The sequence below is a fragment of the Sphingomonas edaphi genome (assembly GCF_003583725.1).
GTDB lineage: Bacteria > Pseudomonadota > Alphaproteobacteria > Sphingomonadales > Sphingomonadaceae > Sphingomicrobium > Sphingomicrobium edaphi.
This window is the reverse complement of the sequence record NZ_QXTF01000005.1, coordinates 16098-39597: the sequence shown is the minus strand read 5'-3', so window position 1 is coordinate 39597 and position 23500 is coordinate 16098. Positions and strand designations below refer to the sequence as shown.

The window sequence follows — 23500 nt, the reverse complement described above, 5'->3', positions numbered from 1 at the left end:
TTCGCGGTGCGTCCTCTCTCGAACAAGCTGCACTCGCTTTGCTCCGTTCCGCTTGCACTCGGCGATGCTCAAATGACCCCTCGACGCATCTGGTCGAGCTCGATGCTTTCGAACAGCGCCTTGAAATTGCCTTCGCCGAATCCTTCGTTGCCCTTGCGCTGGATGATTTCGAAGAAGATCGGGCCGATCACGTTCTGGGTGAAAATCTGCAGCAGCAGGCCTTGACCCTCGGTAGGCGCACCGTCGATCAGGATGCGGCGCTTTTCGAGTTCGGCGGTCGGCTCGCCATGGCCCTTCACCCGCTCGTCGACCAGTTCGTAATAAGTGTCGGGCGTGTCCTGGAACGGAATGCCACGATCACGCAGGATATCGACCGTCTTGTAGATGTCGTCACTGCCGAGCGCGATGTGCTGGATGCCTTCGCCCTTATATTCGCGCAGGAATTCCTCGATCTGACTTTTGTCGTCTTGACTCTCGTTTAAGGGAATCCGGATCTTGCCGCAGGGCGACGTCATTGCCTTGGAGAAGAGGCCGGTGACCTTTCCTTCGATGTCGAAGTAGCGGATTTCCTTGAAGTTGAAGAGACGCTCATAAAACTCGGCCCAGAAGCTCATCCGCCCGCGATTCACGTTGTGGGTCAGGTGATCGAGATAGGTGAGGTGGCTGGCGTGGCTTGCCTCCTGTTCATTCGCATCGGGCAGAAAGTCGAAATCGACATCGTAGATGGTGCCCTTGTGACCGTAGCGGTCTACGAAATAGAGGCGGGAGCCGCCGATGCCCTCGATCGCCGGAATGTCGAGCTCGCCTTCCGCGACATCTCCTTTCACGTCGGTTGCGCCGAGTTCGAGCGCGCGGGCATGGGCGGCCCTGGCGTCCTTCACCCGGAAGGCCATCGCGCAGGCGCACGGACCATGATCCTTGGCGAACTGCTCGGCAAAGCTGTCTTTTTCCGCGTTGATGATGAAGTTGATGTCGCCTTGGCGATGAAGGGTGACGTCCTTCCGCTTGTGCTTCGCGACGGCCGGGAAGCCCATCTTGGCGAAAAGCGAGCGCAGAAGCTCTGGATCGGGCGCGGCATATTCGACGAATTCGAAACCGTCGGTGCCCATCGGATTCTCGAGGCCCAACGGGCCGAGCTCGATGGAAGGGGCGGCGGTGGCCATGGTTATGTCTCCTTTGCGCCGCCCATCTGCGCTTGCCGCCTCGCCATTGCAAGGCGTAGGACGCCGGGATGGACATTCCCGACGGCTGGACGACCAGCGACGACGGCAAGGCGATCGAAAAATCGTTCCGTTTCAAGGATTTTTCCGAAGCGTTCGCCTTTCTCACGCGCGTCGCGCTCCATGCTGAGAAAGCCGACCATCACCCGGAATTCACCAGCGCCTGGAATCGCCTCCATTTCCGGCTGACCACGCATGACGCTGACGGGGTCACCGGTCGCGATACGGCGCTAGCCGAGGTCATCGACCGGCTGGCGCGGCCATCTGGCGTTCAGGCGGCGGGTGGAATAGGGGAAGCGTAATGATTGCCCCAACCGCCCTTTCTCGTGTTTCGCCGACGCTACGTTCGGCTGCGGCCCCCTATTATCGATACGCGGTGGGGACCTGCTGAGGCCAGTTACGTCCAGCTTTAGGGAACCACTGCCCCGCCAAGCCTCGCTTCGGCGGGGTTTTTCTTTGTCCGAAAGGATCGTTCGATGTTCAATCCCCAGCCACCCATTGCCGGAAGCGCCCCTGCCTCGTGGCACCAGCAGCTAGTGCCACAGGAGTGGGCCCGGTTCACGGCCGACGACCATCGCGTATGGGACAGGTTGTACAAACGGCAGCTGCCTTATCTGGGTGACCGGATCGTCCGGCCATTCCTTGATGGACTGGAAGGGCTGGGACTGGGCGACGGGGGAATCCCCGAGCTTGAAGCGCTCAGTGACCGGCTGGAAGCGATGACGGGCTGGCGGCTGGTATCGGTAGCGGGCATCGTGCCGGACCACGCCTTCTTTGACATGCTGGCGGATCGCCACTTCCCGATCGGCAACTTTATCCGGTCCACCGACAGCCTCGATTATCTGGAGGAGCCAGACTGCTTCCACGACATTTTCGGTCATGTGCCGATGCTCACGAACCGGCATGTCGCCCGGCTAATGGAAGCGATGGGACGACTTGGCGGGTCCGCCATTGCTGCGGGGCATGGCGAGCAGGTGAGCCGCCTTTACTGGCACTCGGTGGAGTTCGGTCTTGCCCGCGAGAGCGGCGAGGTCAAAATCCTTGGCGCAGGTTTGGCGTCCAGCTTCGGCGAGGCGCATTTCGCATTGGAAGCAGACGTCCCGCGACCCCGCTTCACGTTGCCCGATGCCGCAGGCACGCCATACCGGAACGACTGTTTCCAGCCGCTTTACTTCGTGTCCGACTCTCTTGAGGGCGTCGCAACGGAGCTGGAATCGGTCGACCTTGACGCGTTGATGGCCTTGAGCAACCAGGCCTCGCTAGGTCGCCGCGGGCTTTAGCGGGACGCGAGATCGTCCGGCGAAGGTTCACCAACGCCGGACAGCATGGCACGATAATCGTCAACCAGCGCCTGGCAGTTGCGCAGCCCGATCTTCAATTCCGCACTCAGCTCTTCGACCTCTGCATGAGGGTCGGTGGTGAAATCGTCTTCCATGAGGCAACCCGATGATTTTTATGAAAAACTATCGGGGAGCCGATCGGGTGCCACGGCTCAACGACGGTCGCTGCCCGTTCGTCGATAGTCCTGGTTAATGAACGGAGCGGTGACGATCGCCTTCGGTACCTGCATCGATCCTCGCGGGGTGACAGGGCAGGGGTGCGACCGCTATGCGCGCTGGCATGAATGAAACCCCGGTAGCACGCGAATATCGAACCGGCTCTGATCCGCGCACGCTGCGCGATGCGCTGGGCTGCTTCGCGACAGGTGTCACCGTCGTTACCTGCATTGACGAGGACGGGAGCCCGGTCGGGCTGACCGCCAACAGCTTCACATCGCTGAGCCTCGACCCGCCGCTGTTGCTGGTTTGCGTCGCCAAGTCGGCGGCAAGCGCTGGACCTCTGAGCGCAGCCGAGCATTTCGCGGTCAATGTCCTGCAGACCGGCCAACGGCCCGCGTCAATCACTTTTTCAACGCGCGTCGAGGACAGGTTCGGCTGCACCGAGTGGAGCGAAGGCGAGCATGGCGCGCCCGTACTAATGGATTCGCTGTCGGTATTCGAATGCCGGCGGCATGCGATCCACGAGGGCGGCGACCATTTCATATTGGTCGGTGAAGTTGTGAAGGCGACGTTCGAACCCGGCCTCGATCCGCTGCTCTATTTCCGGGGCAGCTACCGCCGTCTGCACTTCGATTAGCTGAGTATCGCCGCGCTGACCGATCTACAGGTGCGTGACTTAACGTGAAAAAAACGGCAGCGTTCGCGCATGGCTGACCGGGGGAAAATCGAGTCGCCAGGGGGCAGGGCTCGCGGCAGTAAAGCCGCGGGGCGGCAGTCGCCGGGTGGGGCAATCGGGGACCAGACCGGCAACCTGGTCGGGGTGCTGGATTTCCGGCGCATGTTGGCGATCGCCGACGCGCTGCCGGTCCTGATCGCCTATCTCGATTCCGGGCAACGTTATTTGTTCGTCAATCGCGCGCTGGCCGATTGGCTTGGCATGCCGCGCCGCCAGGTACTTGGACGGTCGATGCGCGACGTGCTGGGCGAGGAAGCGTACAAATCTCGTGAACCGATGATCCGGGCGGCGCTTGCCGGGGAGCGGCAATGGTTCGCGGCGAATTTTGATCACCCGACGCGTGGTCCTCTAGCCGTGCAGTCCGAATATGTGCCGCAGCGCGGGGCCGACGGTTCCGTCGAGGGCGTCGTGCTGCTGATCCAGGACGTGACCGAGCAGCGTGCGGCGGAGCGGTCGCTTCGGGAAAGCGAGGCAAGGTTCCGCCGCATCGCCGACAGCGCCCCGGCGCTGATGTGGGTCAGCCGGCTCGACCGGTCACGCGACTTTGTCAACGAAGCCTATGCCGAGTTCGTGGGCTTGGACGTCAAGGACGCCTGCCAGTTCGATTGGCGCGCCGCTATCCACCCGGATGACGCCGAGCGCGTCGTGGCCGAAAGCATCGCCGGCGAAGCAAGCCTGAAGCGATTCACGCTGGAAGCGCGCTATCGGCGGGCGGACGGCGAATATCGCTGGCTGAGATCCGTGTCGCAGCCTCGCTTCGGACCTGACGGTGAGCTGGTTGGATTTATCGGCGTGGGTTCCGACGTGACCGCGGAAAAGGATGCGGAGAGCGAGTTGAAGGCGCAGGTCGCAGCGCGGACTGCGGCGCTTGGCGAAAGCGAAGCGCGGGTGCGGGCGCTGTTCGATTCCGCGCTGGAGATGATCGGGCTGCTCGACCTCGATGGCCGTTACGTCGAGGTCAACCGATCGGCGCTGGATTCGCTTGGGCTCACTCCTGAACAGGTCGTCGGCAAGCATCCGTGGGAGATCGGGCCGTTCAGCGGTCATCCGGAAAGCCAGGAAAAACTTCGGCAACTTGTCGGACAGGCGGCTGGCGGCGCAACCGCCACCGCCGAGATGCAGATCGACACTGTCGGCGGTCAGGCCAGCCTGATCGTTTCGATGAAGCCGGTGATGGGCGACGACGGGAAGCCGATGTTCCTGCTGGGCGAAGGCCGCGACATCACCGAGCTGAAATCGACGCAGGACCAGCTCCGGCAGGCGCAGAAGATGGAAGCGCTCGGCCAGCTCACCGGCGGAATCGCGCACGACTTCAACAATTTGCTAACGGTGGTCGTTGGCGGCCTCGACCTCATCACCAAGCGGGTCGAGGACGAAAAGCTGCTGCGCTACGCGACGAATGCGCTGTCCGCGGCGGAACGGGGGGCGAGGCTGACCGCCCAGCTGCTGGCGTTCAGCCGGGTCCAGCGACTGGAGGTCAAGCCAACCTATGTCGCGCCACTGATTGAAGAGATGCGGCCGTTGCTGCGTAATGTGCTGGGACCCGGCATTGAAAAGGTGTTCGACCTAGACCCGCACCTGATGCCGGTCATGGCCGACCCGACGCAGTTGGAAGTCGCGGTGCTGAACCTCGCGATCAACGCTCGCGACGCAATGCCCGAGGGCGGCACGTTGACCATCAGCAGTCGGCGGCGGCGGATCAGCGACGATCCGGAGCTGGAGCCCGGCCATTATGTCGAGCTTTCCATCTCGGACACGGGGGAAGGGATGACGCCGGAGGTGCTGGCGCGTGCGATCGAGCCCTTTTTCACAACCAAGGAGGTGGGCAAGGGCACCGGGCTTGGTCTGTCGATGGTCTATGGCATGACGCGCCAATCGGGCGGCACGGCGCGGATCGAAAGCGAGCCGGGCGTCGGCACGACGGTGAAGCTCTATTTCCGCCGGGCGACGCGGGACGCCGAAGTGCCGCTGAGCAATGGCGAGACCGGCGACATGCTCCGCCGTCAGCAGGGCAAGGCGACGATCCTGGTGATCGACGACGACGACGATGTCCGCCAGTTCATCGCCGCCAGCCTGGAAGAATACGGTCATGAGGTGGTCGAAGCCGCCGATGGGCGCGAGGGGATCGACCGTTTCGCGGAGGTCGCGCCTGACCTTGTCATCTTGGACTTCGTCATGCCGGGCCTGTCGGGGGCAGAAGTGGCCGCGCACATTAGGGCGACCAAGCCGGGCCAGCGCATCCTGTTCGTTTCCGGCTATAGCGAGACCGACGCGATCCGGAAGGTGGCGCCGGACGCGGAAATCCTGCCGAAGCCGTTCAGGGCGACCGTGCTGGACGAAGCGGTAAGGGACGCGCTCGCAACTTCCTGACGATGCCGGACGTTTCAGCGGTGTTCAGTCAGGGAGGTGACGTGATGCTGAAATCGGTTCTGCTCGCGGGGTTGCTCATGGTGAGCCTCGGTGCTGCGGCGCAGACCGCGCCGGTTCAGCACGCAAGCGTCAATCCGCGGGCCAACGAACTGTTCGACCGCGAGCCGCTGCTCAAAAGCTGGGCGCTACGCATTCACGACCGCAACCATGACGGCTGGCTTACCTCCTTCGAGGCGGCTGCGGCCGCGGAGAGTTTTCGCGACGTGGCAGATGCGGATCGGGACGGACGGGTCAGCCTGCGCGAATATGGCGCCGCGCTGGAATTTATCCGCGCTCGATACTGATCGTCAGCCTGCCATCCGCTTCGCGCCGAGGCCCATCACCATCTGGTTAGCGCGGTCGTACGACAGGGGGCGGCCGAACAAATAGCCCTGGATCGTGTCGCAACCGAGGTCGCGCATCCGCTCGAAATCTTCCGCCGTTTCCACACCTTCGGCAGTAATCGACATGCGGAACGACTTGGCTAGCTGGACGATCGACTGGATGATCGCGACGTTCTCGGGCCGCGATCCAGCTTCGCGAACAAAGCTTCCGTCGATCTTGAGCTTGTGGAAGACGGCCTTGTTTAGATAGCCGATCGACGAATAGCCGGTGCCAAAATCGTCGAGCGCGATGCCGACGCCGAGTGCGCGGAGGCGGCGAAGCACGTCTAGCGTGGCGCCATTGTCGCCGAGGAACACGCCTTCGGTGACTTCCAACTCCAGCCGATTCGCGGGCAGTTTGAAGCGGGCCAGCGCTTGGCTTACAACGTTGGGCAGGGCCGGCAGGATAATCTGCTTCGGGCTGATGTTCAGCGCGACGGTGATCGGCTCGGGCCAGGTGGCGGCGGTTCGGCAAGCCTCTTCGATGACCCATTCGCCAATGATCGGCATCAGGCCGCTTTCTTCAGCGACCGGAATGAACACGTTCGGCGGCACAAAGCCGCGCTGCGGATGGTTCCAGCGAATGAGCGCTTCGAATCCAACGAGCTTCTGCGTCTTGGCGTTGACCAGCGGCTGGTAGACGAGGTGAAACTGCTTGGCGGCGATGGCGCCGCGCAGGTCGGTTTCCAGTCGTACCCGGTCGTCCTGCTCAGTCTGCAGTTCCGAGGAGAAATATTTAACCACGCCGCGGCCGGCACCCTTCGCTTCGTAGAGCGCAAGGTCGGCCTTGAGGATCAGGTCGTCCACGGTCGCCCCGTCGATTGGGCCGAACGCGCAGCCGATGGACACGCCGATTCGGATTTCGGTCTGGTCGATGAGATAAGGCTCGGCGATCGAGCGGATGATTCCTTCGGCCAGCTGCTCCACCTTGTGGCGCGACTGGGCGTCCGTCAGCACGATGGCGAATTCGTCGCCGCCCATGCGGCCGACGTGCCCGTCGGGCCCAACTTGGTCGCACAGCCGCTTCGCCACGGCCTGCAGAACGGCGTCGCCCTTCGGGTGGCCAAATGTGTCGTTGACCGGCTTGAAGCCATCAAGGTCGAGAAACATAATCGCGCAGGGGACATTACTGCTCGTCGCGCCGCGCAATGCTTCGCCCAATAGCTGACGTACGCGGCCACGGTTGGGGAGACCGGAAAGGACGTCGACGTTGGCAAGATGCGTCAGGCGTTCCTGCGTGTGGCGGATTTCGGTGATGTCGCTGCCGACGCCGCGGAAACCTTCGAAGCGTCCGGCCGTGTCGACGATAGGGTCGCCGGCGATCGAAATCCAGCGCTCGCCGCGCGCGGTTTTCAGTTCCATCTCGAGTGCATTGAAGGGCTGCTTGGCAAGCAGGACGCGGCCAAGTTCAGCATGGCCACCCAATAGAGCAGGCAGTGAATGACCTAGCAGCTGGCCGGCCGGGCGGCCGAGGAGCGCGCTCATGCGGCTGGAGATATAGGTAACGCGGTTTTCGCTATCGACCTGCCACAGCCAGCCCACACCGCGCTGCTCATACTCCTGCAGCAACAGGCTCGCGCTTTCCGATTGCGATCCATAGTCGGCATTGGTCTTGAGCTGGCCGAAGGCCCAGCGGGCAACGGTCAGCACTCCCACTATCGCCACGCCGAGCGTGAAGAGAATGGCCAGCATATTATCGAAAAGGACGCCGTTTCGGCCGACCAGCAACGTATAGCTGAGTCCCGCCGTAAAGAGCGCCATCCACGCCGTCACGCAGGCCGGGACCACGACGAGCCCAAGCGCGGCGATGCCGAGGCCAGCGATCAGGGTCGCGGCCACCGTCTGGCTTTCCGGAGCGAGGGCAGGGAAGGCGAGGATGGGGAGCGACAGCCAAACCACGGCGCGGGCAATGATGTCGCCGACCATCAGCCATTTCGGCAGCTTGCGGCCCGAACGGCCGACATGGGTAACGGCCTGTGTGCGGGCGACCTGCATCGCACCAAGATTGGTTGCGACGACCGCGGCGGTCCATCCGAGCAGATAGTGCGCTGGCACATGGCCGAACAGAATCATTGCCATCAGAATGGCGGCAACGCTGTTCGCGGCAGCGAAGAAGGGCGCGAACTGGCCGCGTGCGATCAACTGCGCATCGCGCAGCGGGCTACTGCCGTCCGCTTCTTGCGACGTCACGCCCAGCGATTCGCCGTCGGGCAGGCGCGCTGAAATCATACGCTTGTAACGGTCTGGAGCCTCGTACATCCGGTCATCCGTCTGGCTTGAAGGCCAGCAAATAACCGGACGACCGTTACTTCGCGGTTAAAAAGCGGGTCACTTTTATTCTTAAAGCAGGTCCAGCTTATCCAGGTCGCGGGTCGTGACAGGATGATAGCCGGGCCGTGCCTTGGCATAGACCCGGACCGCAATTGGGCGACCCCATTGCGCATCTTCGGCGAGCGCAGTGATCAGCGGCCGGACGAATTTACGGCGCCCCTGCATGGTCAGAAACTCCTCGAGTGCCGGCACCGCGGGAGCGAACCGATTCGCAACCGCCAGTGTCAGGAAGGCAAAGCGCAACTCGTTGTTTCCCGCTCGAGAAAGATTGAAGGCATTGTCGAGCGCAGCGAGCCGCTCGGCAGGCTGGTCGGGGTCGATCTTGTTGAGGAAGCGGAGCCGTTCGTCGGTCGTCCACTTGGCCCAGTTTGCGCTGGGCAGCGTGCCGCTCTCGAACGATTCGACGGCCGCGTCTACCTCGGCGAACGCCTGCGGATCGGCCTTGGCGATGTTCGACGGGATGCCCGACTGGTTGACCCACTGATCGAGCATCAGCCGTTGTTCCAGCGACTGGTCGCCCTTGATCAGATTTTCGCGAATGTCGGCCAGGAAGATGCTCGTCGTTACCGGCTGGAACTCGTGGCGGCTGAACCAGCCCTTGAGCCACTCGTCGAACTTCTCGCGGCCCACGATTGTCTCGATCGTGCGCAGGAATGCCGCGCCTTTTTCATAGGCAATATCGGTCAAACCCGAGTCGGGATGGCGGCCCTTCAGGTCAATGTGCAAGCGCGTGTCCGCGCCCGTGATTCCGCCATTGTCTTCAATTGCCTTGTTCATCGCGTCTAGGCCGAGTGCGACCTGCTGCGCCGCGACCTTCGGCCCATAGACCTTCTCAATGATCCGGCGCTCGGCGTAGGTCGTCATCCCCTCGTTGAGCCAGAAATCGGCCCAAGTCGCGTTGGTCGCAAGGTTACCCGACCAGCTGTGCGCGAGCTCATGGGCGACAAGGCTGACAAGGCTCTTGTCGCCGGCGATGAAGGTCGGAGTTAGGAAGGTCAGCGTCGGGTTTTCCATGCCGCCGAACGGGAAGGACGGAGGCAGGACGAGCATGTCGTAACGGCCCCACTTGTAGGGACCATAGAGATCCTCGGCCGCGTCAACCATCTTCTCGGTGTCGGCCAGCTCGGCAGCCGCCTTTTCAACCGTGACCGGTTCCGCCCAGACGCCGGTGCGCGGGCCGAGGTCGCGGAAGGCAAGGTCGCCAACGGCGATTGCGATCAGGTAAGGCGCCACCGGATGCTCCATCGCGAAAGTGAAGGTGCGCGTGTCGCCTTCGGACACCGGTTCCCCGATGCGCGGCGCGCTCATCACGGCGGTTAGCGGCGCCGGAACCTTGATCTTAGCCTTCCAGCTCTGGCGGATGCCCGGTGAATCTTGGGTCGGAATCCAACTGCGATTTTCGATCGACTGGCCCTGGCTGAGCAGGAAGGGATGCTTCTTGCCCGCAGTCTGCTCGGGTGTCAGCCACTGAAGCGCGCCGGCATCCGGCGCCGACTTGTAGCGGATGACGACCTTGCGTTTGTCGCCCATCTGGATCGCCAGCGGCGCACCGAGATTCTCGTCGTTCGCGCCCACCTTGTAGGGCAACGGCTGGCCCGCTTCGTCGGTGATAGCCTCGATCTCCAGCCCCTTGTCGTCGAGGATGATTTCCTTCGCGCCCGGCTTGGCCTGGATATCCAGCGTAGCTGTTCCACCGACCTGCTTGGCGTTGAAATCGACCGCGAGGTCGAGATCGATATTCGTGACCCGCGCTTCCAAGGGCTTGGCGTAGCTGTGGATGTCCATCGCGTCGGGCGTATCTAGGATTGGCGCCACGGCGGCATCCCGTGCCGCCGGAGCAGGGGCGGTACCAGACTCGCAAGACATTAGCAGGATGGCCGCTGCGGCGGCAACCAGGGGACGAATGGTCAAATCACTCTCCGGGATTGAATGCGCTCAGGCTGCTTCGCCGACCGCCTTATAGACTGTGTTAATCGGCCGCGAGAGGACGCGGCGGACCATCGGTTCGAAAAATTCGAGCGGCGCGCTGTCGTAGGATGCATCAAATGCCGCTTGGTCATAGAGCTCGCAGAAGCGCGTCGTATCCTCGAAATGCTTATGCCCGCGAAACGCCTCGCGCATGTCGCGGTTCATGCCGAGATAGTGAAAGAAATAATATCCCTGAAAGATGCCGTGATGCTCGACGATCCAATGGGTCTTTTCATCGACGAACGGCTTGAGGATGGCGGCGGCAATATCGGGGTGGTTGTAGCTGCCTAGCGTGTCCCCGATGTCGTGCAGCAACGCAGCGACGACATAGGTTTCGCCCTCCCCGGCGCGATGGGCGCGGGTCGCGGTTTGCAGGCTGTGCTGCAGCCGGTCGATCGGGAAACCGCCATAGTCGCCGTCGAGCAGTTTCAGGTGGGCGAGCACTCGGTCAGGCAGGTTGGCGGCGAACGGCGCGAACTGCTGGCCAATGGCGGCCCAATCCTGCGCGGTCGACTCCTCCATCGATCGGAAGGTGGCGCGCGGCGCGTCGCTGTTCATCCTCGGCACTCCTTGGCTCGGTTGCACCTTAGACCCGTCGGACGGCGGACGCCAAGCCTAGGCGGATGCGGGCTGGCGGCCTATATCGCGCCAATGCAACCACTCACAGCAGTGAAGGGCGATAATGGCGAGCGATAGCGTCCGCGCTCTGGCGGAGGCTGCTGCGCAGGGTCACGTGCCCGCCGCCCGCAACAACAAGGGGCCGGCGCGTCCCTTCCTCGCGGGGGTCGGGCTCGACCGGCCGTTCTTCGACGACAAGAATCGCGCCTTCTGGGTCCTGCAGTCGATCGGCTGGACCGGTTTCTTCTTCCTGAGAACCATTTCCGGTCTCGCGAACTCGCTGGGCGCGATGTTCGTCGTCCACACGCTTCTGCTGACGGCCACAGGCTATTCGCTGACGCTGCTAATGGCGTCTCTGTACCGGCGGTTAATCGTCATGCGCGCGTTGTGGACTGTGGCAATCAGCCTGTTCACCGTCGTCATCGCCGCTGCCGCATTTTCCTTCATCGAAACGTGGAGTCTGGCGACCTTCATCAACCCAGAATTCAAGCCGGCGGGGATGCAGTTCTTCGGCGCGATCATCCTCGATTTCTCGATCCTCGCGGCGTGGTCTGCGCTCTATTACGGCATCAACTATTATCTGCTGCTGGAGGAGGAAATCGACCAGCGCTCGCAGCTGGAAAGCCAAGCAAGCTCGGCGCAGCTGGCCATGCTGCGCTATCAGCTGAACCCGCACTTTCTGTTCAATACGCTCAACAGCATTTCGACCCTGGTGCTACTGAAGCAGACGGAGCGGGCCAATGCTATGTTGTCCCGGCTGTCCTCCTTCCTTCGCTACACGCTGGTCAACGAGCCGACTGCCAAGGTGACGCTGGTACAGGAGGTGGAGACCCTGAAGCTCTATCTCGAGATCGAGAAGATGCGGTTCGAAGACCGGCTCCGCCCGCATTTCAAGATCGAGGGGGACACGATCGGGGCGCGACTGCCCTCGCTTCTGCTCCAGCCACTAATCGAGAATGCGATCAAATATGCCGTAACCCCGGCAGAGAACGGGGCCGATATATGGGTCACCGCGCGGCGCGAGGGACGGGCCGTGCGGATCGAGGTAGCCGACAGTGGGCCGGGGCCGGGGGCCGCACCGATCGATGCTCAGTCGACCGGAGTCGGACTGGCGAACATTCAGGACCGTCTGGCGCAGGCCTATGGACCGGCCCATGGATTTGCGACCCGAACGAACGAACATGGGGGGTTCAGCGTTATCATCGAAATTCCGCTAGATACCGACCAGAAGGACGAGCAATGACCATCCGAACAATCCTCGTCGACGACGAGCCGCTGGCTACGCAGGGCCTGCGCCTCCGTCTGGAGGCGCACGACGACGTAGAAGTGGTCGCAACCGCCGCCAACGGCCGAGAGGCGATCCGCGCGATTAAGACGCACAAGCCCGACCTAGTCTTCCTCGACATCCAAATGCCGGGGTTCGACGGTTTTTCGGTGATTTCGGGGATGATGGAGGTCGAACCGCCGCTGTTCGTGTTCGTTACCGCGTATAACGAGCATGCGCTGCGCGCATTCGAGGCGCAGGCGGTCGATTACCTCATGAAGCCGGTCGAAGAGGACCGGCTGGCGGCAACGCTCGACCGTGTCCGGCAGCGCCTGACGGAGAAGCGCGGCGCCGAGGAAGCCGAGCGGCTGAAGGAAGCGCTGGCCGAACATGCGCCGGAGGCGGCCGAAGAACTGGCCGATGCGTCTTCCGAAGGCCCGGCGTCCAACCGCTTCGAGAAGATGATCAACATCCGTGATCAGGGGCAGATTTTCCGCGTCGACGTGGACACGATCGAACGGATCGATGCTGCCGGCGATTACATGTGCATCCAGACCGGCGACAACACGCTGATCCTTCGCGAGACGATGAAGGACTTGGAAAAGCGGCTCGACCCACGCCGCTTCCAGCGCGTGCACCGCTCGACGATCGTCAACCTCGACCTCGTGCGGCAGGTGAAGCCGCACACCAACGGCGAGTGTTTCTTAGTGCTGGACAGCGGCGCCCAGGTGAAGGTGTCGCGCAGCTATCGCGACGTGGTGGCGCGCTTCGTCCACTGATCCGCTGCTCGTCGAAGCGCGCTGGAGTCCGCCGCGACTCCTCGATTAAGGACTGCCGATGACGAAGTTTTCCTGGCTCGCCGCCGCCTCCGCCCTGTCCATGATCGCGCTTTCGGGCTGCGAAGTATCGAAACAGGCGGAGGGCAACGCCGTGTCCGCCGAAGCGCCCGGCGCGGACGGGCTGTCCAAGCTAGCGCGGATCGAGATGACGACCGACACCGGCTACCTCAGCGCGGAGGAGAAAGAAGTCGTCAACTTGCTTATCCAGGCATCGAACTTGATGAGCGAAATCTATAAAAGGCAGTCGACGCCCGATTACGACAAGCTTCGTGCCGAGGTGGTGGCGAAGAATGATCTAGCGCTGTTCGAGCGGTTCGACGCGTTTTTCGGCCCGTGGGATCCGGTCAATGACGGAGAGGCGTTCTTCGGCGGAAAGCCAAAGCCGGCGGGCGCGGGCTTTTATCCGGCGGATCTAACCAAGGCCGAGTTTGACAAATATCTGGCAGCGCATCCGGAAGAAGTAGCGAAGCTGACCGACCCTTATACCGTCGTGAAGCGGCAGGGGGACAAGCTAGTCGCGGTGCCCTATTCGGTCGAGTATAAGCAGTGGCTGGAGCCCGCAGCGAAGCTGCTCGAGCAGGCCGCGGCGAAGACGAGGAATCCCTCGCTTCAGAAATTCCTGTCCCTTCGCGCACAGGCCTTCCGCACCGACGACTATTTCCAGTCGGAACTCGCCTGGATGGACCTGAAGGACACGCCGATCGAAATCGCGATCGGCCCGTATGAGGTCTACACCGACGAGCTTTATGGCCGGAAGACTGCGTTCGAGAGCTTTTTGACCTTGAAGGACCCGAAGGAATCGTCGGCGCTGGACGTCTACAAGGGCCATTTGCGCGACATGGAGGCCAACCTTCCGGTTGAGGAAAGCTACAAGAACTTCCAGCGCGGCTTCGAATCGCCAATTGCGGTCGCGGATCAGATTAAGGGGGGTGGCGATAATGTCCCGGGCATCCAGACCGTCGCGTTCAACCTGCCCAACGACGAGCGGGTTCGCGAGGCCAAGGGTGCGAAGAAGGTTATCCTTCGTAATGTGCTAGGCGCGAAATATGAGCGCATCTTGGCCCCGATGGCGAGCCTGACGCTGGTAACGGAACAGTCCGGCGACGTGACCAAGAAATATATGTTCCTTGAAACGCTGTTCCACGAACTGTCCCACAGCTTGGGGCCGGGATCGATCGTCGTTAACGGGCGCACGACAACGGTCGACAAGGAGCTGAAGGAAATCAGTTCGGGCTTCGAAGAGGCGAAAGCTGATGTCATGGGCGCTTGGAACATCCTCTATATGATGGACAAGGGCGTGCTTCCGGCTGCGGAGAAGAAGCAGATTCGCGCGACTTATGTGGCCGGGCTTTTCCGTGCGATGCGGTTCGGTACCGGCGAGGCGCACGGCAAGGGCGCGGCGATGCAGTATCGTTTCCTTCGCGACCGCGGCGGCATCGTGTGGGACGCACAGGCGAAGCGGTTCCGGATCGACGAAGCCAAGATCGATTCCGCAATTCGCGACCTGGTCGGAGCGATCGTTCGGCTGCAGGGCAATGGCGATTATGCTGGAACCAAGGCGTTTCTCGACAAGTGGGCGGTTCTCGACCCCGAAGCGCAGCAAGTCATCGATACGATGAAGGACATTCCCGTGGATATCCGGCCGGTCTACCCGGACCGGATCTGACGGCCGCACCGCAAGGAGGGGCGCAATGGCACGAGTGACGGGTCTGGGCGGCGTCTTCTACAAAGTGGCCGATCCCGAAAAGACGCGAGCCTGGTACGAGGAGCACTTCAGCATCGGTGGCGAATGGGGCGCGATGTTTCCGTTCAAGAGCGACGATGCGGACGGCTTCGCGCTCCTGTCGCCGTTCAAGGCGGGTAGCGACTATTTCGACCCAAGCACGCTGCCATTCATGATTAACCTGCGTGTTGACGATCTCGATGGCATGGTCGCCGACCTCAGCGCCAAGGGCATTGAGATTTTGGGGCGGCAGGACGAGGATTATGGCCGCTTCGCTTGGATACTCGATCCCGACGGGCTGAAGGTCGAACTATGGCAACAGAAAGGACCGGCCCCAAATGAGCAGCAAGTATGAAACCTTCGCCGCGCTCCACGCGCCCGGCGACCCGGTCATTTTCTACAACATCTGGGACGTCGGTAGCGCGCTCGCCGTTGTGAAGGCGGGCGCGAAGGCGCTGGCGACGGGCAGCCACCCAGTGGCCGATGCCAACGGCTGGCCAGATGGCGAGCAGGTGCCCATCGATTTCGCCCTCGCCAATGCCCGCCGGATCGTGGACGCCGTCGACCTGCCGGTCACAGTTGATTTCGAAGGCGCTTATTCCACCGACCAGGAGGAGGGCGGCAGGAACGCGGCGCGTTTAAAGGGAACCGGCGCAGTTGGCTGCAATTTCGAGGATCAAAGGATCGGCGGGGAGGGAGTGCATCCACTGGATGTGCAGGTTCGGCGGATCCAAGCGATGCGGCGCGCCGTCGGCGAAGACTTCTTCATCAATGCCCGGACCGACCTGTACTTAAAAGTCAAAGAGCAGGACGACAGCTTGGTCGAACATGTAATCGAACGCGGAAAGGCATTTGCTGACGCCGGCGCGAATGGATTCTTCGTGCCCCGCCTCGCTGATCCCAAGCAGGTTGAGCGCGTCGTACGTGAAGTCCCGCTGCCGCTCAACCTAATCGCCTTTCCTGGCGCGCCGCTGAAATCCGATTGGGCGTCAGCGGGCGTCGCGCGTATCAGCCACGGGCCATTCCCGCACCGCGCGTTGATGGAGCAACTGACGGTAGCGGCGAAGGCGGCGATCGGCTAGGCGGTCTGCCGCCGCTGCCACGGCCAGCGGCGCGACGGGCCAGACTTCAAAACGCTCCGGCGGAAGATGGCCGAGGCCAGCTTAAGGATCAGGGCGACCCATAATACCTGCCAAACCAGCGCGATAACGTGCGGCCACAGCGCTTCCTCCTCCGCAGCGCGCGCGACCATGGCAAATGGGGAGGAAAGCGGGAACACCGCCGCCCCAATTGCCGCGGCGCTATCCGGCCGGCCGACGCCGAGCGATGCAAAGCCGAACAGCAGCACCTGCGACATGGTTACGGGCATCGACAGGGTCTGGACTTCCCGAACTGTCGAGGCCTGGGCGCCGATGCCGAGGAAGGTGGCACCGATCAGCAGGTAGCTCATCGAGAAATAGAGAAGGATGAAGAAGAGGAAGGCCGGCCAACCGACGGCCGGAGGGGGCAGGGATTCAAGCCCGCCCTTGGCATAGATGGCGATCGCTGCCGCACCCGCGCTGGTCCAAACGGTAATGCCGACAAGCGACATGGCGAGCATCGCGAACAGCTTTCCAAGGAAAATGGCGTCGACTGGGACTGCAGCGGCAAGAACCTCGATCACCTTGTTCGATTTTTCCTCGATCAGCTGTGACAGCAGCATGCCCGCGAGCAGGATGGTCAGCACGAACAGGATCGTCTGGCCCGCGCGGGCCGTGAGGTTTCGCGCGAAAGCGACCGAGCCCGAGGACGTCCGCGTCAGTGTCACCTCGACCGGCAATGAAGGCACCTGGAGAGACGAGCGCATCCTGACCGCTTCCTCGACGAAAAGGTTGATCTGCTGGACGGTGCGCCCGTCGGCGGTGACTGCACCGGTGAACTTGGGCGCGAACAGGCCGCCCTCCAGCACCCCCAGGATAGGATTGTCGGCAGAGGTCAGTAGCCGCTGCCGTTGTGCGGCCGCATCGGGTTCTGGGTCGACCCGCTGCAGCCTGACCAGCGGCCGGTCAGTGCCGAGCGGCTCGAATCGGTGTCGCGCCTTTTGGAGCAAGGCGAAGTCGGCTGGCGACGACACGACCGCTACCGTCGCGGGCGCGGCTGTCTCTTCGACTTGCGCACCGATGCCACCGAAGATGAAGCCGAGTCCGATGGGAAAGAGCGGGCCCAGCAGGAAGAAGAGGAACGTCTTGCTCAGCACCGTCGCCGAAAAATCGCGGCGGGCGATGACGAAAGCAGCGCGTATCGTTTCCGGCAATTTCATTCGGATCCCGCCTCCGCTGGCGAATGGCCCATTTCCCTTGCCGCCGCTTCCCCGGCGATGGCAATGAAGGCGTCGTGCAGCCCGGGCCGTTCGATGCTGAGTGTCTCAATGCCGGCCGCGCTGTCGAGCAACGCCTTCAGCAAGGGCTCCGGTCCGCCCTCGGGCAATTCGAAGCGCCATTCACCGGCAACATTTTTTGCTGAAGTGGGCAGCGCGCTGCGCCAGGGACCGTCCGCCATCCGAGTGCGGAGATGAACGATTGGCCGAAGCCGGCTTCGCGCTTCGTCCACCGCGCCTTCGAACGCCGCGCGGCCCTCTGCAATGATCGCCACGCGTTCGCACAAGCGCTCGGCATGGGCGATGACGTGAGTAGAGAAAATAACGGTCACCCCCGCCGCCGCCTGATCGCGGATCAGTTGCTCCAACTTTTCCTGGTTCAGCGCGTCGAGGCCGGAAAATGGCTCGTCTAGGACGATGAGCCTGGGCCGATGGACGATGGTCCCGAGGAGCTGGACGGTTTGCGCCATGCCCTTCGAGAGGGTGCGGATCGGGCGCTTGGCCCAATCCTCATGGCCGCGGTCCGACAGAAGTTGGAGCGCCCTTCGGCGGCCCTCCGCAATCGGCAGCCCGCGTAACGCGCCCATGAAGGCGATCGCCTCCGAGGCGGGCATCGTCGGGTAAAGGCCGCGCTCTTCGGGCAGGTAGCCCACCTCGCGCGCCACCTCGAGCGGCCGGTCGTGACCAAGCAGCGTGCGCGTGCCCGATGTGGGATCGATGATCCCCAGCATCATGCGCAGCGTTGTTGTTTTGCCTGCGCCGTTGGGGCCTAGGATGCCGGTGATGCTGCCCTCTGGGACGGTCAGGCTGACGCCGTCGACAGCGCGCTTGCCGTCGAAATCCTTGACGAGGTCCCGCGCCTCGGCGGCAATCGCTCTTTCCCCCATGGCGAACATGGGTAAAGGCTGGCAGGGCCATGACAAGCCTGAAGCAGCGGATTTTCGACAAGGCGGCGGAACTGGGATTCAGCGCCTGGGGCATTGCGCGCGCGAACGCGGCGCCGGAAGCTGGCGAAAGGCTAATGGACTGGTTGGCCGCCGGAAACCACGGCGAGATGGGTTGGATGGAAGAAAGGGCCGGCCAACGTTCCAGCCCGAACGGATTGTGGCCCGACGCAAAGTCGGTAATTGCGCTGGGTATGAGCTATGCGCCGGCGGTGGACCCGCTAGCGCTTGCCGATGCCGGGGATCGCGGCCGAATTTCGGTCTATGCGCAAGGCGCAGACTATCACAAGGTCGTGAAAAAGGCGCTGAAGGCGATGGGCCGCTGGCTCGCGGACGAGTGTGGATGCCAGCTTAAGGTCTTCGTCGATACTGCGCCCGTCATGGAAAAGCCGCTATCAGCAGCAGCCGGCGTTGGCTGGCAGGGGAAGCATAGCAACTTGCTCAACCGCGAGCATGGCAGCTGGCTGTTCCTCGGCATCATCTACACCACTCTGGATCTCGAGCCGGACGATCCGGCCGCCGAGCATTGCGGCAGCTGCACCCGCTGCATCGATGCTTGCCCGACACGCGCCATCGTCGCACCGCAACTGGTTGATGCACGACGGTGCATTTCATATCTCACCATCGAACTGGCCGGACCCATCCCAAACGAATTCCGGGAAGCGATCGGCAACCGGATTTACGGCTGCGACGATTGCCTTGCCGTCTGCCCGTGGAACCGGTTCGCCAGCGCGGCTCAGGCCAACAAGGCTTTTGCGCCGCGCGCCGAACTGGCAGCGCCCGCGCTCGCTGATCTCCTCTCGCTCGACGACGCTTCGTTCCGCGAGCTTTTCTCAGGGTCGCCGATCAAGCGGATCGGCGTCGCCAGGATGACGCGAAATTGCTTGATCGCTGCTGGGAACAGCGGCGAACTGTCGCTCCGGCCCTCGATCGAACGGCATTTAGGTAGCGATGATCCGGTGGTGGCGGACGCTGCCCGCTGGGCGCTAGAACGGCTTCAGCGCCTGCCGAGCCGCGCCTCGATCGCATAGACGCAGCTTTGAGCGCTGACATCGGCGCCTTGGAAATTGCGAGCCTCGACATAGCCAACGCGCGGCGTGCCGTTGCCTTCCGGATAGAGATAGGCGTCAAGGACGCAGGCCGGTCCGGCAAATTGCAGTTTCGTGCCGACACCCTCGCGAATCTGGATTCGCGGCCTGCCAAAATGTTCTGTCAGTTCGTGGGCCGTCATGCCGTTTAGGTTTCGATGTTCGTGATCGTTGGTCGTGACCGCATGACCGGCCGGCGACGTCGGTTGGGGCGCGGGCGTGGAAGCGCAGGCAGCGGCGAGCAGGGCGGCAATGGGGGCAAGGCGGCGCATCTCGCGCTGTTGTGACGAGCCGTCCGCGAACTGGCAAGCTTGTGTCCGGCGACCCGTGCCGCTAGGCGGCGCGACTTCTCCCCATCAGCAGGAACTTCGTCCATGACCGACACCCGCTTCGACGTGCTTTGCATCGGCAACGCCATCGTCGACGTAATTGCCGACGCCGAAGAGGGCTTCCTGACAGAACAGGGTCTCGACAAGGGATCGATGCGTCTGATCGACGAAGATGAAGCGGTCCGGCTGTATGGCGAGATGGGGCCTGGACGCGAGATTAGCGGCGGATCGGCCGGGAACACGGCGGCGGGCCTCGCGGCGCTCGGTATCAAGACCGGCTTTATCGGCCAGGTCGCCGACGACCAGCTAGGCAAAATCTACCAGCACGACATCCAAGCGCAGGGCATCGACTTCCTGGTGCCAGCCCGGAACGATGTCGGCGCGACGGCCCGCTGTCTCATCCTCGTGACGCCCGACGCGCAGCGGACGATGAACACCTTCCTCGGCGCCGCGCAGCGACTGGAGGCCCATTCCGTCAACATGGACGCCGTGGCGGATAGCGGCATTCTCTATCTTGAGGGCTATTTGTGGGACCCGTCGCAGCCACGTGCCGCGATGGAAGCGGCGATGGATGCCGCCCATGCGGCCGGGCGCAAGGTGGCCTTTACCCTGTCAGACACCTTCTGCGTCGACCGTCATCGCGACGGCTTTTGGCAGCTTCTCCGTGCGGGGAAGATCGATATTTTGTTTGCCAACGAGGCAGAGGCCAAGGCGATGGCGGAAGTCGATGATATCGACGACGCGGTCCGTGCGCTGGCCGAATTCGCCCCGACGCTGGCCGTGACGCGCAGCGAAAAGGGCGCCATTGCCATTGCCGGCGGCGAACGCGCTGAAGTGACAGCTGAGCCGATCGAGCGACTGGTCGACACGACCGGCGCGGGCGACCTATTCGCATCCGGCTTCCTTGCCGGGCAGGCGCGCGGCCTCGGATTAGAGGCGTCACTGAAGCTGGGTGCGGTAGCCGCGGCCGAAGTTATCCAGCATTATGGCGCTCGACCCGAAAAGAACTTGAGGGAACTGACGGGCGATCTCCTCGCCTAAGCTATTCCCGCAGCAGGCAACAAAAAAGGGGAGGCGGTGACGCCTCCCCTTCTTTTTAGGCAGATGCCCGTCCGCTCAGTCGCGGCTGCCCGGGACCGGTGCCCCCGGCATCGGCGCCGCATCGATTGGCGGAGCGTTGGGATCAAGCTCCGGAACTTCGATGATCCCGCGGCCGAGGTGGCTGTGGCTGCGACTGTAGCCGAAGTAGACAGCGAAGCCGACGATGGTCCAGATCGGCAGGACCATCATCGCCGCCGTCGGCAGGTTCAGGAACAGGAACACGGTGCCGAGGATCGTCAGTGGCCCGATGATCGCGAGACCCGGGACGCGGAACGGACGGGTCACGCCTGGCGCCTGCTTGCGAAGCAGCATCACGGCAATCGCTACCATCAGGAAGGCATAGAGCGTTCCGGCGTTGGCGATGTCCGCTAGCTGGCCGACCGGTAGGAAGGCCGCTGCGATAGCTACGACGACGCCCGTCATCGCGGTCACGACGTACGGCGTCTTCCACTTTGGGTGCACTTCCGACAGCTTCTCCGGTAGCAGGCCGTCGCGGGCCATCACGAAGAAGATGCGGGTCTGGCCGAACAGCAAGATCAGAATAACCGACGGCAGCGCCAAGAAGGCGGCGATGCCCAGCATATTGCCGACGCCCGAGAAGCCGATCTGGCGAAGGACGTGGGCAAGGGCTTCATTAGAGCAAACCAGCGCAGCGGAATGTTCCGGCATCGCGCACTGACGAGCCAGCTCTTCTGAACCTGCCGGGAAGGGAATGCCGTTCGGCCCCATGATCGGCTGGCCGCCGATGGTGCCAATCGCGCCGGCCGCGACGAGGATGTAGAAGACGGTGCAGAACAGCAGCGAGCCGATCAGGCCGATAGGGACGTTGCGCTGCGGGTCCTTGGTTTCCTCTGCCGCGGTAGAGACCGCGTCAAAGCCGACATAGGCGAAGAAGATCGTCGCCGCTGCGCCGACCGCGCCTACACCCGTGCCAAAGCCACCGAAGATGCCCGCGGGCAGGAACGGGTTGAACTTGTCCGGATCGAAATAGGCGCTGGTCAGCGTCAATGCGATGAACACAGTCAACGCTGTCACCTTGATCGCCACGAGCACCGCATTGACTCGGGCGCTCTCCGTAGTGCCGATCATCAGCAGCCAGGTGATCAGCAGGGCGATGACGAACGCGGGCAGGTTGATGAAACCGCCGGCGGCGCCGCCCAGTGCCAGCGGACCGGCACTGAGGTAGGCCGGTAGCTGTATCCCCAAGAACTCATTGAGGATGGTTCCCGTAAAATATCCTGACCAGCCAACGGACACGGCCGACGCGGCGATGGCATATTCTAGAACGAGGGCCCAGCCGACGGTCCAGGCAAGAAATTCGCCCATCGTAGCGTAGCTGTAGGTGTAGGCGGACCCTGCCACCGGAACCATCGCGGCGATCTCCGCATAGCAGAGCGCGGCGACTATGCAGACCAAGCCGGCGATGATGAACGCCAGCATCAGGCCAGGGCCGGCTTTCTGAGCGCCGGCGGCGGTTAGAACGAAAATACCGGTGCCGATGATGCAGCCGATACCGAACAATGTAAGCTGGAATGCGCCGAGCGTACGGTGCAGCGCCTTCTTCTGCGCCGTCGCAAGGATGGCGTCGAGCGGTTTGACGCGGTCGAGAATCATGGTCTTCCCCTTGAATGCGGGTGCCGTTCGTGCGGACCCGCCTTTTGTGCCGGGGAGCCTAGCGCTTCGAATCGCCTGCGCAAGCGCCGATTATCGTGCCTTTGCCTCTAGCGGGCGAGCATGGGGCCCAGAGGTTGCCCGCCGAACACATGGACATGGAGATGCGGCACTTCCTGTCCGCCACGCTTCCCGACATTTGAAAGAAGGCGATAACCCTGCGCGTCGGCGCCCGTCATCCGGGCGACCTGCCCGACCGCGCGGACAAAATCGGTGATCTCCGCTTCCGAGGCCTTTTCCGTAAAATCGTCCCAGCTGACATAGTTGCCCTTTGGAATGACAAGGACGTGGATCGGGGCGAGCGGATTGATGTCGTGAAACGCCAAGCTGTGCTCGGTCTCCAGCACCGTGCGGTTCGGAAGCTCCCCGCGAATAATCCGAGCGAAGATATTGGCGGGGTCATAGGGCGCTTTGGCGTCGATTGGCATGGGTTAGGGTTAACTCCGCTTGACCGTTTGGCGTCGCTCGCTACCACGAAAAGCGATGAGTGAGGAAACCCCTGAGTCCCTGATTCCCTATGACGAGATCGTCCAGGAGGCGCTGCGCGAGGTCGTCGGACGCGTGCTTCACGAGGTTTCGGCTGCAGGAGGGCTTCCCGGCGGCCATCATTTCTACATTACCTTCAAGACTACGATGCCGGGAGTTTCCATCCCCAAGCATCTCGCCGAGCGCTTCCCGGACGAGATGACGATCGTCATCCAGCATCGTTTCTGGGACCTAAAGGTCGAGGACGATCGGTTTTCGGTTGGGCTGAGCTTTGGTGGCGTGCCATCGACGCTGGTCGTGCCGTTCGCAGCCGTGACCGATTTCGTCGACCCGGCCGTGGACTTCAGCTTGAAGTTCCAGGCCAATGGCGCGCCGGAAGGTCACGAAGAACACGACGAGCCGGAAAATGACGCGCCGGTGATCGAGACCGAAGATGGTTCCAACGTCGTCAGCGTCGACTTCACCCGCAAAAAGTAGCCTGGCTTTTCTCGACTCCGGGGCTGCTGCTGGCTAACGGGCAACGCAATCCAGTCCC

General features: G+C 62.7%; 23 protein-coding genes. 13 read left to right on the top strand and 10 right to left on the bottom strand.

Going from position 1 to position 23500, the window contains the following annotated elements:
- Positions 1-68: 68 nt before the first annotated feature.
- A complete protein-coding gene (hppD, locus tag D3M59_RS11540; RefSeq protein WP_119533833.1) occupies positions 69-1163 on the bottom strand; it encodes a 4-hydroxyphenylpyruvate dioxygenase in 1095 nt (364 codons plus the stop codon).
- A gap of 68 nt (positions 1164-1231) precedes the next feature.
- On the opposite strand from hppD, the gene D3M59_RS11535 reads away from it, so the two are divergent.
- Together D3M59_RS11535 and D3M59_RS11530 are read left to right on the top strand one after the other, a co-directional pair.
- Positions 1232-1522, top strand: a complete 291-nt coding sequence (locus D3M59_RS11535; protein ID WP_119533832.1) for a 4a-hydroxytetrahydrobiopterin dehydratase — start codon at positions 1232-1234, stop codon at positions 1520-1522.
- Positions 1523-1696: 174 nt separating this feature from the next.
- Entirely contained in the window at positions 1697-2500 is an 804-nt protein-coding gene (locus D3M59_RS11530) for a phenylalanine 4-monooxygenase (RefSeq protein WP_119533831.1), read from the top strand.
- Here D3M59_RS11530 and D3M59_RS12140 read toward each other — a convergent pair.
- Positions 2497-2655 carry a hypothetical protein gene (locus tag D3M59_RS12140; protein ID WP_158582020.1) on the bottom strand — a complete coding sequence of 53 codons (159 nt, stop codon included), beginning with the start codon at positions 2653-2655 and terminating at the stop codon, positions 2497-2499. The genes D3M59_RS11530 and D3M59_RS12140 overlap by 4 nt on opposite strands.
- 185 nt (positions 2656-2840) lie before the next feature.
- Here D3M59_RS12140 and D3M59_RS11525 point away from each other — a divergent pair, with 185 nt between their 5' ends.
- The 3 genes from D3M59_RS11525 to D3M59_RS11515 all read left to right on the top strand — a co-directional run bounded on the left by D3M59_RS11525 (position 2841) and on the right by D3M59_RS11515 (position 6169).
- Positions 2841-3356, top strand: a complete 516-nt coding sequence (locus D3M59_RS11525) for a flavin reductase family protein (protein ID WP_233543247.1) — start codon at positions 2841-2843, stop codon at positions 3354-3356.
- A gap of 69 nt (positions 3357-3425) precedes the next feature.
- On the top strand, positions 3426-5825 hold the full coding sequence (locus D3M59_RS11520; RefSeq protein WP_119533829.1) for a PAS domain S-box protein: 2400 nt from the start codon (positions 3426-3428) through the stop codon (positions 5823-5825).
- 2 nt (positions 5826-5827) lie between these two features.
- Positions 5828-6169, top strand: a complete 342-nt coding sequence (locus tag D3M59_RS11515) for a hypothetical protein (protein ID WP_119533828.1) — start codon at positions 5828-5830, stop codon at positions 6167-6169.
- A 3-nt stretch (positions 6170-6172) separates the two neighbouring features.
- Here the strand turns inward: D3M59_RS11515 and D3M59_RS11510 are convergent, their stop codons facing one another.
- The 3 genes from D3M59_RS11510 to D3M59_RS11500 all read right to left on the bottom strand — a co-directional run bounded on the left by D3M59_RS11510 (position 6173) and on the right by D3M59_RS11500 (position 11104).
- Positions 6173-8506, bottom strand: a complete 2334-nt coding sequence (locus D3M59_RS11510) for a putative bifunctional diguanylate cyclase/phosphodiesterase (protein WP_119533827.1) — start codon at positions 8504-8506, stop codon at positions 6173-6175.
- Positions 8507-8587: 81 nt separating this feature from the next.
- Positions 8588-10489, bottom strand: coding sequence for a M1 family metallopeptidase (locus D3M59_RS11505; RefSeq protein ID WP_233543246.1), 1902 nt, complete (start codon positions 10487-10489; stop codon positions 8588-8590).
- A gap of 24 nt (positions 10490-10513) precedes the next feature.
- Positions 10514-11104, bottom strand: coding sequence for an HD domain-containing protein (locus D3M59_RS11500; protein ID WP_119533826.1), 591 nt, complete (start codon positions 11102-11104; stop codon positions 10514-10516).
- A gap of 124 nt (positions 11105-11228) precedes the next feature.
- Here D3M59_RS11500 and D3M59_RS11495 point away from each other — a divergent pair, with 124 nt between their 5' ends.
- From D3M59_RS11495 to D3M59_RS11475, 5 genes are read left to right on the top strand one after another with little or no spacing between them, the layout of a single operon-like run.
- On the top strand, positions 11229-12407 hold the full coding sequence (locus D3M59_RS11495; RefSeq protein ID WP_119533825.1) for a sensor histidine kinase: 1179 nt from the start codon (positions 11229-11231) through the stop codon (positions 12405-12407).
- Positions 12404-13207: a LytR/AlgR family response regulator transcription factor gene (locus tag D3M59_RS11490; protein WP_119533824.1), complete on the top strand. Its 804-nt coding sequence runs from the start codon at positions 12404-12406 to the stop codon at positions 13205-13207. Before D3M59_RS11495 ends, D3M59_RS11490 begins: the two co-directional genes overlap by 4 nt.
- A 58-nt stretch (positions 13208-13265) precedes the next feature.
- The gene (locus D3M59_RS11485) at positions 13266-14933 is read left to right on the top strand and encodes a dipeptidyl-peptidase 3 family protein (protein ID WP_119533823.1); all 1668 of its coding nucleotides are present in this window, start codon (positions 13266-13268) and stop codon (positions 14931-14933) included.
- 25 nt (positions 14934-14958) lie between these two features.
- On the top strand, positions 14959-15345 hold the full coding sequence (locus tag D3M59_RS11480) for a VOC family protein (protein WP_119533822.1): 387 nt from the start codon (positions 14959-14961) through the stop codon (positions 15343-15345).
- Positions 15329-16072 (top strand): isocitrate lyase/PEP mutase family protein, encoded by a 744-nt coding sequence (locus D3M59_RS11475; protein ID WP_119533821.1) that lies wholly within the window; start codon positions 15329-15331, stop codon positions 16070-16072. Before D3M59_RS11480 ends, D3M59_RS11475 begins: the two co-directional genes overlap by 17 nt.
- Here the strand turns inward: D3M59_RS11475 and D3M59_RS11470 are convergent.
- Positions 16069-17289 (bottom strand): ABC transporter permease, encoded by a 1221-nt coding sequence (locus D3M59_RS11470; RefSeq protein ID WP_119533820.1) that lies wholly within the window; start codon positions 17287-17289, stop codon positions 16069-16071. The genes D3M59_RS11475 and D3M59_RS11470 overlap by 4 nt on opposite strands.
- On the bottom strand, positions 17286-18242 hold the full coding sequence (locus tag D3M59_RS11465) for an ABC transporter ATP-binding protein (protein ID WP_119533819.1): 957 nt from the start codon (positions 18240-18242) through the stop codon (positions 17286-17288). The genes D3M59_RS11470 and D3M59_RS11465 overlap by 4 nt, the downstream gene beginning before the upstream one ends.
- Positions 18243-18262: 20 nt before the next feature.
- On the opposite strand from D3M59_RS11465, the gene queG reads away from it, so the two are divergent.
- Complete coding sequence (gene queG / locus D3M59_RS11460) at positions 18263-19321, top strand: tRNA epoxyqueuosine(34) reductase QueG (RefSeq protein WP_119533818.1); 1059 nt, start codon at positions 18263-18265, stop codon at positions 19319-19321.
- On the opposite strand, the gene D3M59_RS11455 is transcribed toward queG, so the two are convergent.
- Entirely contained in the window at positions 19288-19650 is a 363-nt protein-coding gene (locus tag D3M59_RS11455) for a hypothetical protein (RefSeq protein ID WP_119533817.1), read from the bottom strand. The two genes, queG and D3M59_RS11455, sit on opposite strands and share 34 nt — an antisense overlap.
- Positions 19651-19752: 102 nt before the next feature.
- Between D3M59_RS11455 and D3M59_RS11450 the strand changes: the two genes are divergently transcribed.
- Complete coding sequence (locus D3M59_RS11450) at positions 19753-20748, top strand: adenosine kinase (protein ID WP_119533816.1); 996 nt, start codon at positions 19753-19755, stop codon at positions 20746-20748.
- Positions 20749-20823: 75 nt separating this feature from the next.
- On the opposite strand, the gene D3M59_RS11445 is transcribed toward D3M59_RS11450, so the two are convergent.
- A complete protein-coding gene (locus tag D3M59_RS11445; RefSeq protein ID WP_119533815.1) occupies positions 20824-22422 on the bottom strand; it encodes an amino acid permease in 1599 nt (532 codons plus the stop codon).
- Positions 22423-22529: 107 nt separating this feature from the next.
- Positions 22530-22907 (bottom strand): histidine triad nucleotide-binding protein, encoded by a 378-nt coding sequence (locus D3M59_RS11440; RefSeq protein ID WP_119533814.1) that lies wholly within the window; start codon positions 22905-22907, stop codon positions 22530-22532.
- Positions 22908-22962: 55 nt separating this feature from the next.
- On the opposite strand from D3M59_RS11440, the gene D3M59_RS11435 reads away from it, so the two are divergent.
- Positions 22963-23442 carry an SspB family protein gene (locus D3M59_RS11435; protein ID WP_119533813.1) on the top strand — a complete coding sequence of 160 codons (480 nt, stop codon included), beginning with the start codon at positions 22963-22965 and terminating at the stop codon, positions 23440-23442.
- The last annotated feature ends 58 nt before the right edge of the window (positions 23443-23500 follow it).

Coding starts and splice junctions, on each gene's coding strand:
- hppD (WP_119533833.1), bottom strand. CDS start 1,163: ATGGCCACCGCCGCCCCTTCCATCGAGCTCGGCCCGTTGGGCCTCGAG.
- D3M59_RS11535 (WP_119533832.1), top strand. CDS start 1,232: ATGGACATTCCCGACGGCTGGACGACCAGCGACGACGGCAAGGCGATC.
- D3M59_RS11530 (WP_119533831.1), top strand. CDS start 1,697: ATGTTCAATCCCCAGCCACCCATTGCCGGAAGCGCCCCTGCCTCGTGG.
- D3M59_RS12140 (WP_158582020.1), bottom strand. CDS start 2,655: ATGGAAGACGATTTCACCACCGACCCTCATGCAGAGGTCGAAGAGCTG.
- D3M59_RS11525 (WP_233543247.1), top strand. CDS start 2,841: ATGAATGAAACCCCGGTAGCACGCGAATATCGAACCGGCTCTGATCCG.
- D3M59_RS11520 (WP_119533829.1), top strand. CDS start 3,426: ATGGCTGACCGGGGGAAAATCGAGTCGCCAGGGGGCAGGGCTCGCGGC.
- D3M59_RS11515 (WP_119533828.1), top strand. CDS start 5,828: ATGCCGGACGTTTCAGCGGTGTTCAGTCAGGGAGGTGACGTGATGCTG.
- D3M59_RS11510 (WP_119533827.1), bottom strand. CDS start 8,506: ATGTACGAGGCTCCAGACCGTTACAAGCGTATGATTTCAGCGCGCCTG.
- D3M59_RS11500 (WP_119533826.1), bottom strand. CDS start 11,104: ATGAACAGCGACGCGCCGCGCGCCACCTTCCGATCGATGGAGGAGTCG.
- D3M59_RS11495 (WP_119533825.1), top strand. CDS start 11,229: ATGGCGAGCGATAGCGTCCGCGCTCTGGCGGAGGCTGCTGCGCAGGGT.
- D3M59_RS11490 (WP_119533824.1), top strand. CDS start 12,404: ATGACCATCCGAACAATCCTCGTCGACGACGAGCCGCTGGCTACGCAG.
- D3M59_RS11485 (WP_119533823.1), top strand. CDS start 13,266: ATGACGAAGTTTTCCTGGCTCGCCGCCGCCTCCGCCCTGTCCATGATC.
- D3M59_RS11480 (WP_119533822.1), top strand. CDS start 14,959: ATGGCACGAGTGACGGGTCTGGGCGGCGTCTTCTACAAAGTGGCCGAT.
- D3M59_RS11475 (WP_119533821.1), top strand. CDS start 15,329: ATGAGCAGCAAGTATGAAACCTTCGCCGCGCTCCACGCGCCCGGCGAC.
- D3M59_RS11470 (WP_119533820.1), bottom strand. CDS start 17,289: ATGAAATTGCCGGAAACGATACGCGCTGCTTTCGTCATCGCCCGCCGC.
- D3M59_RS11465 (WP_119533819.1), bottom strand. CDS start 18,242: ATGTTCGCCATGGGGGAAAGAGCGATTGCCGCCGAGGCGCGGGACCTC.
- queG (WP_119533818.1), top strand. CDS start 18,263: ATGACAAGCCTGAAGCAGCGGATTTTCGACAAGGCGGCGGAACTGGGA.
- D3M59_RS11455 (WP_119533817.1), bottom strand. CDS start 19,650: ATGCGCCGCCTTGCCCCCATTGCCGCCCTGCTCGCCGCTGCCTGCGCT.
- D3M59_RS11450 (WP_119533816.1), top strand. CDS start 19,753: ATGACCGACACCCGCTTCGACGTGCTTTGCATCGGCAACGCCATCGTC.
- D3M59_RS11445 (WP_119533815.1), bottom strand. CDS start 22,422: ATGATTCTCGACCGCGTCAAACCGCTCGACGCCATCCTTGCGACGGCG.
- D3M59_RS11440 (WP_119533814.1), bottom strand. CDS start 22,907: ATGCCAATCGACGCCAAAGCGCCCTATGACCCCGCCAATATCTTCGCT.
- D3M59_RS11435 (WP_119533813.1), top strand. CDS start 22,963: ATGAGTGAGGAAACCCCTGAGTCCCTGATTCCCTATGACGAGATCGTC.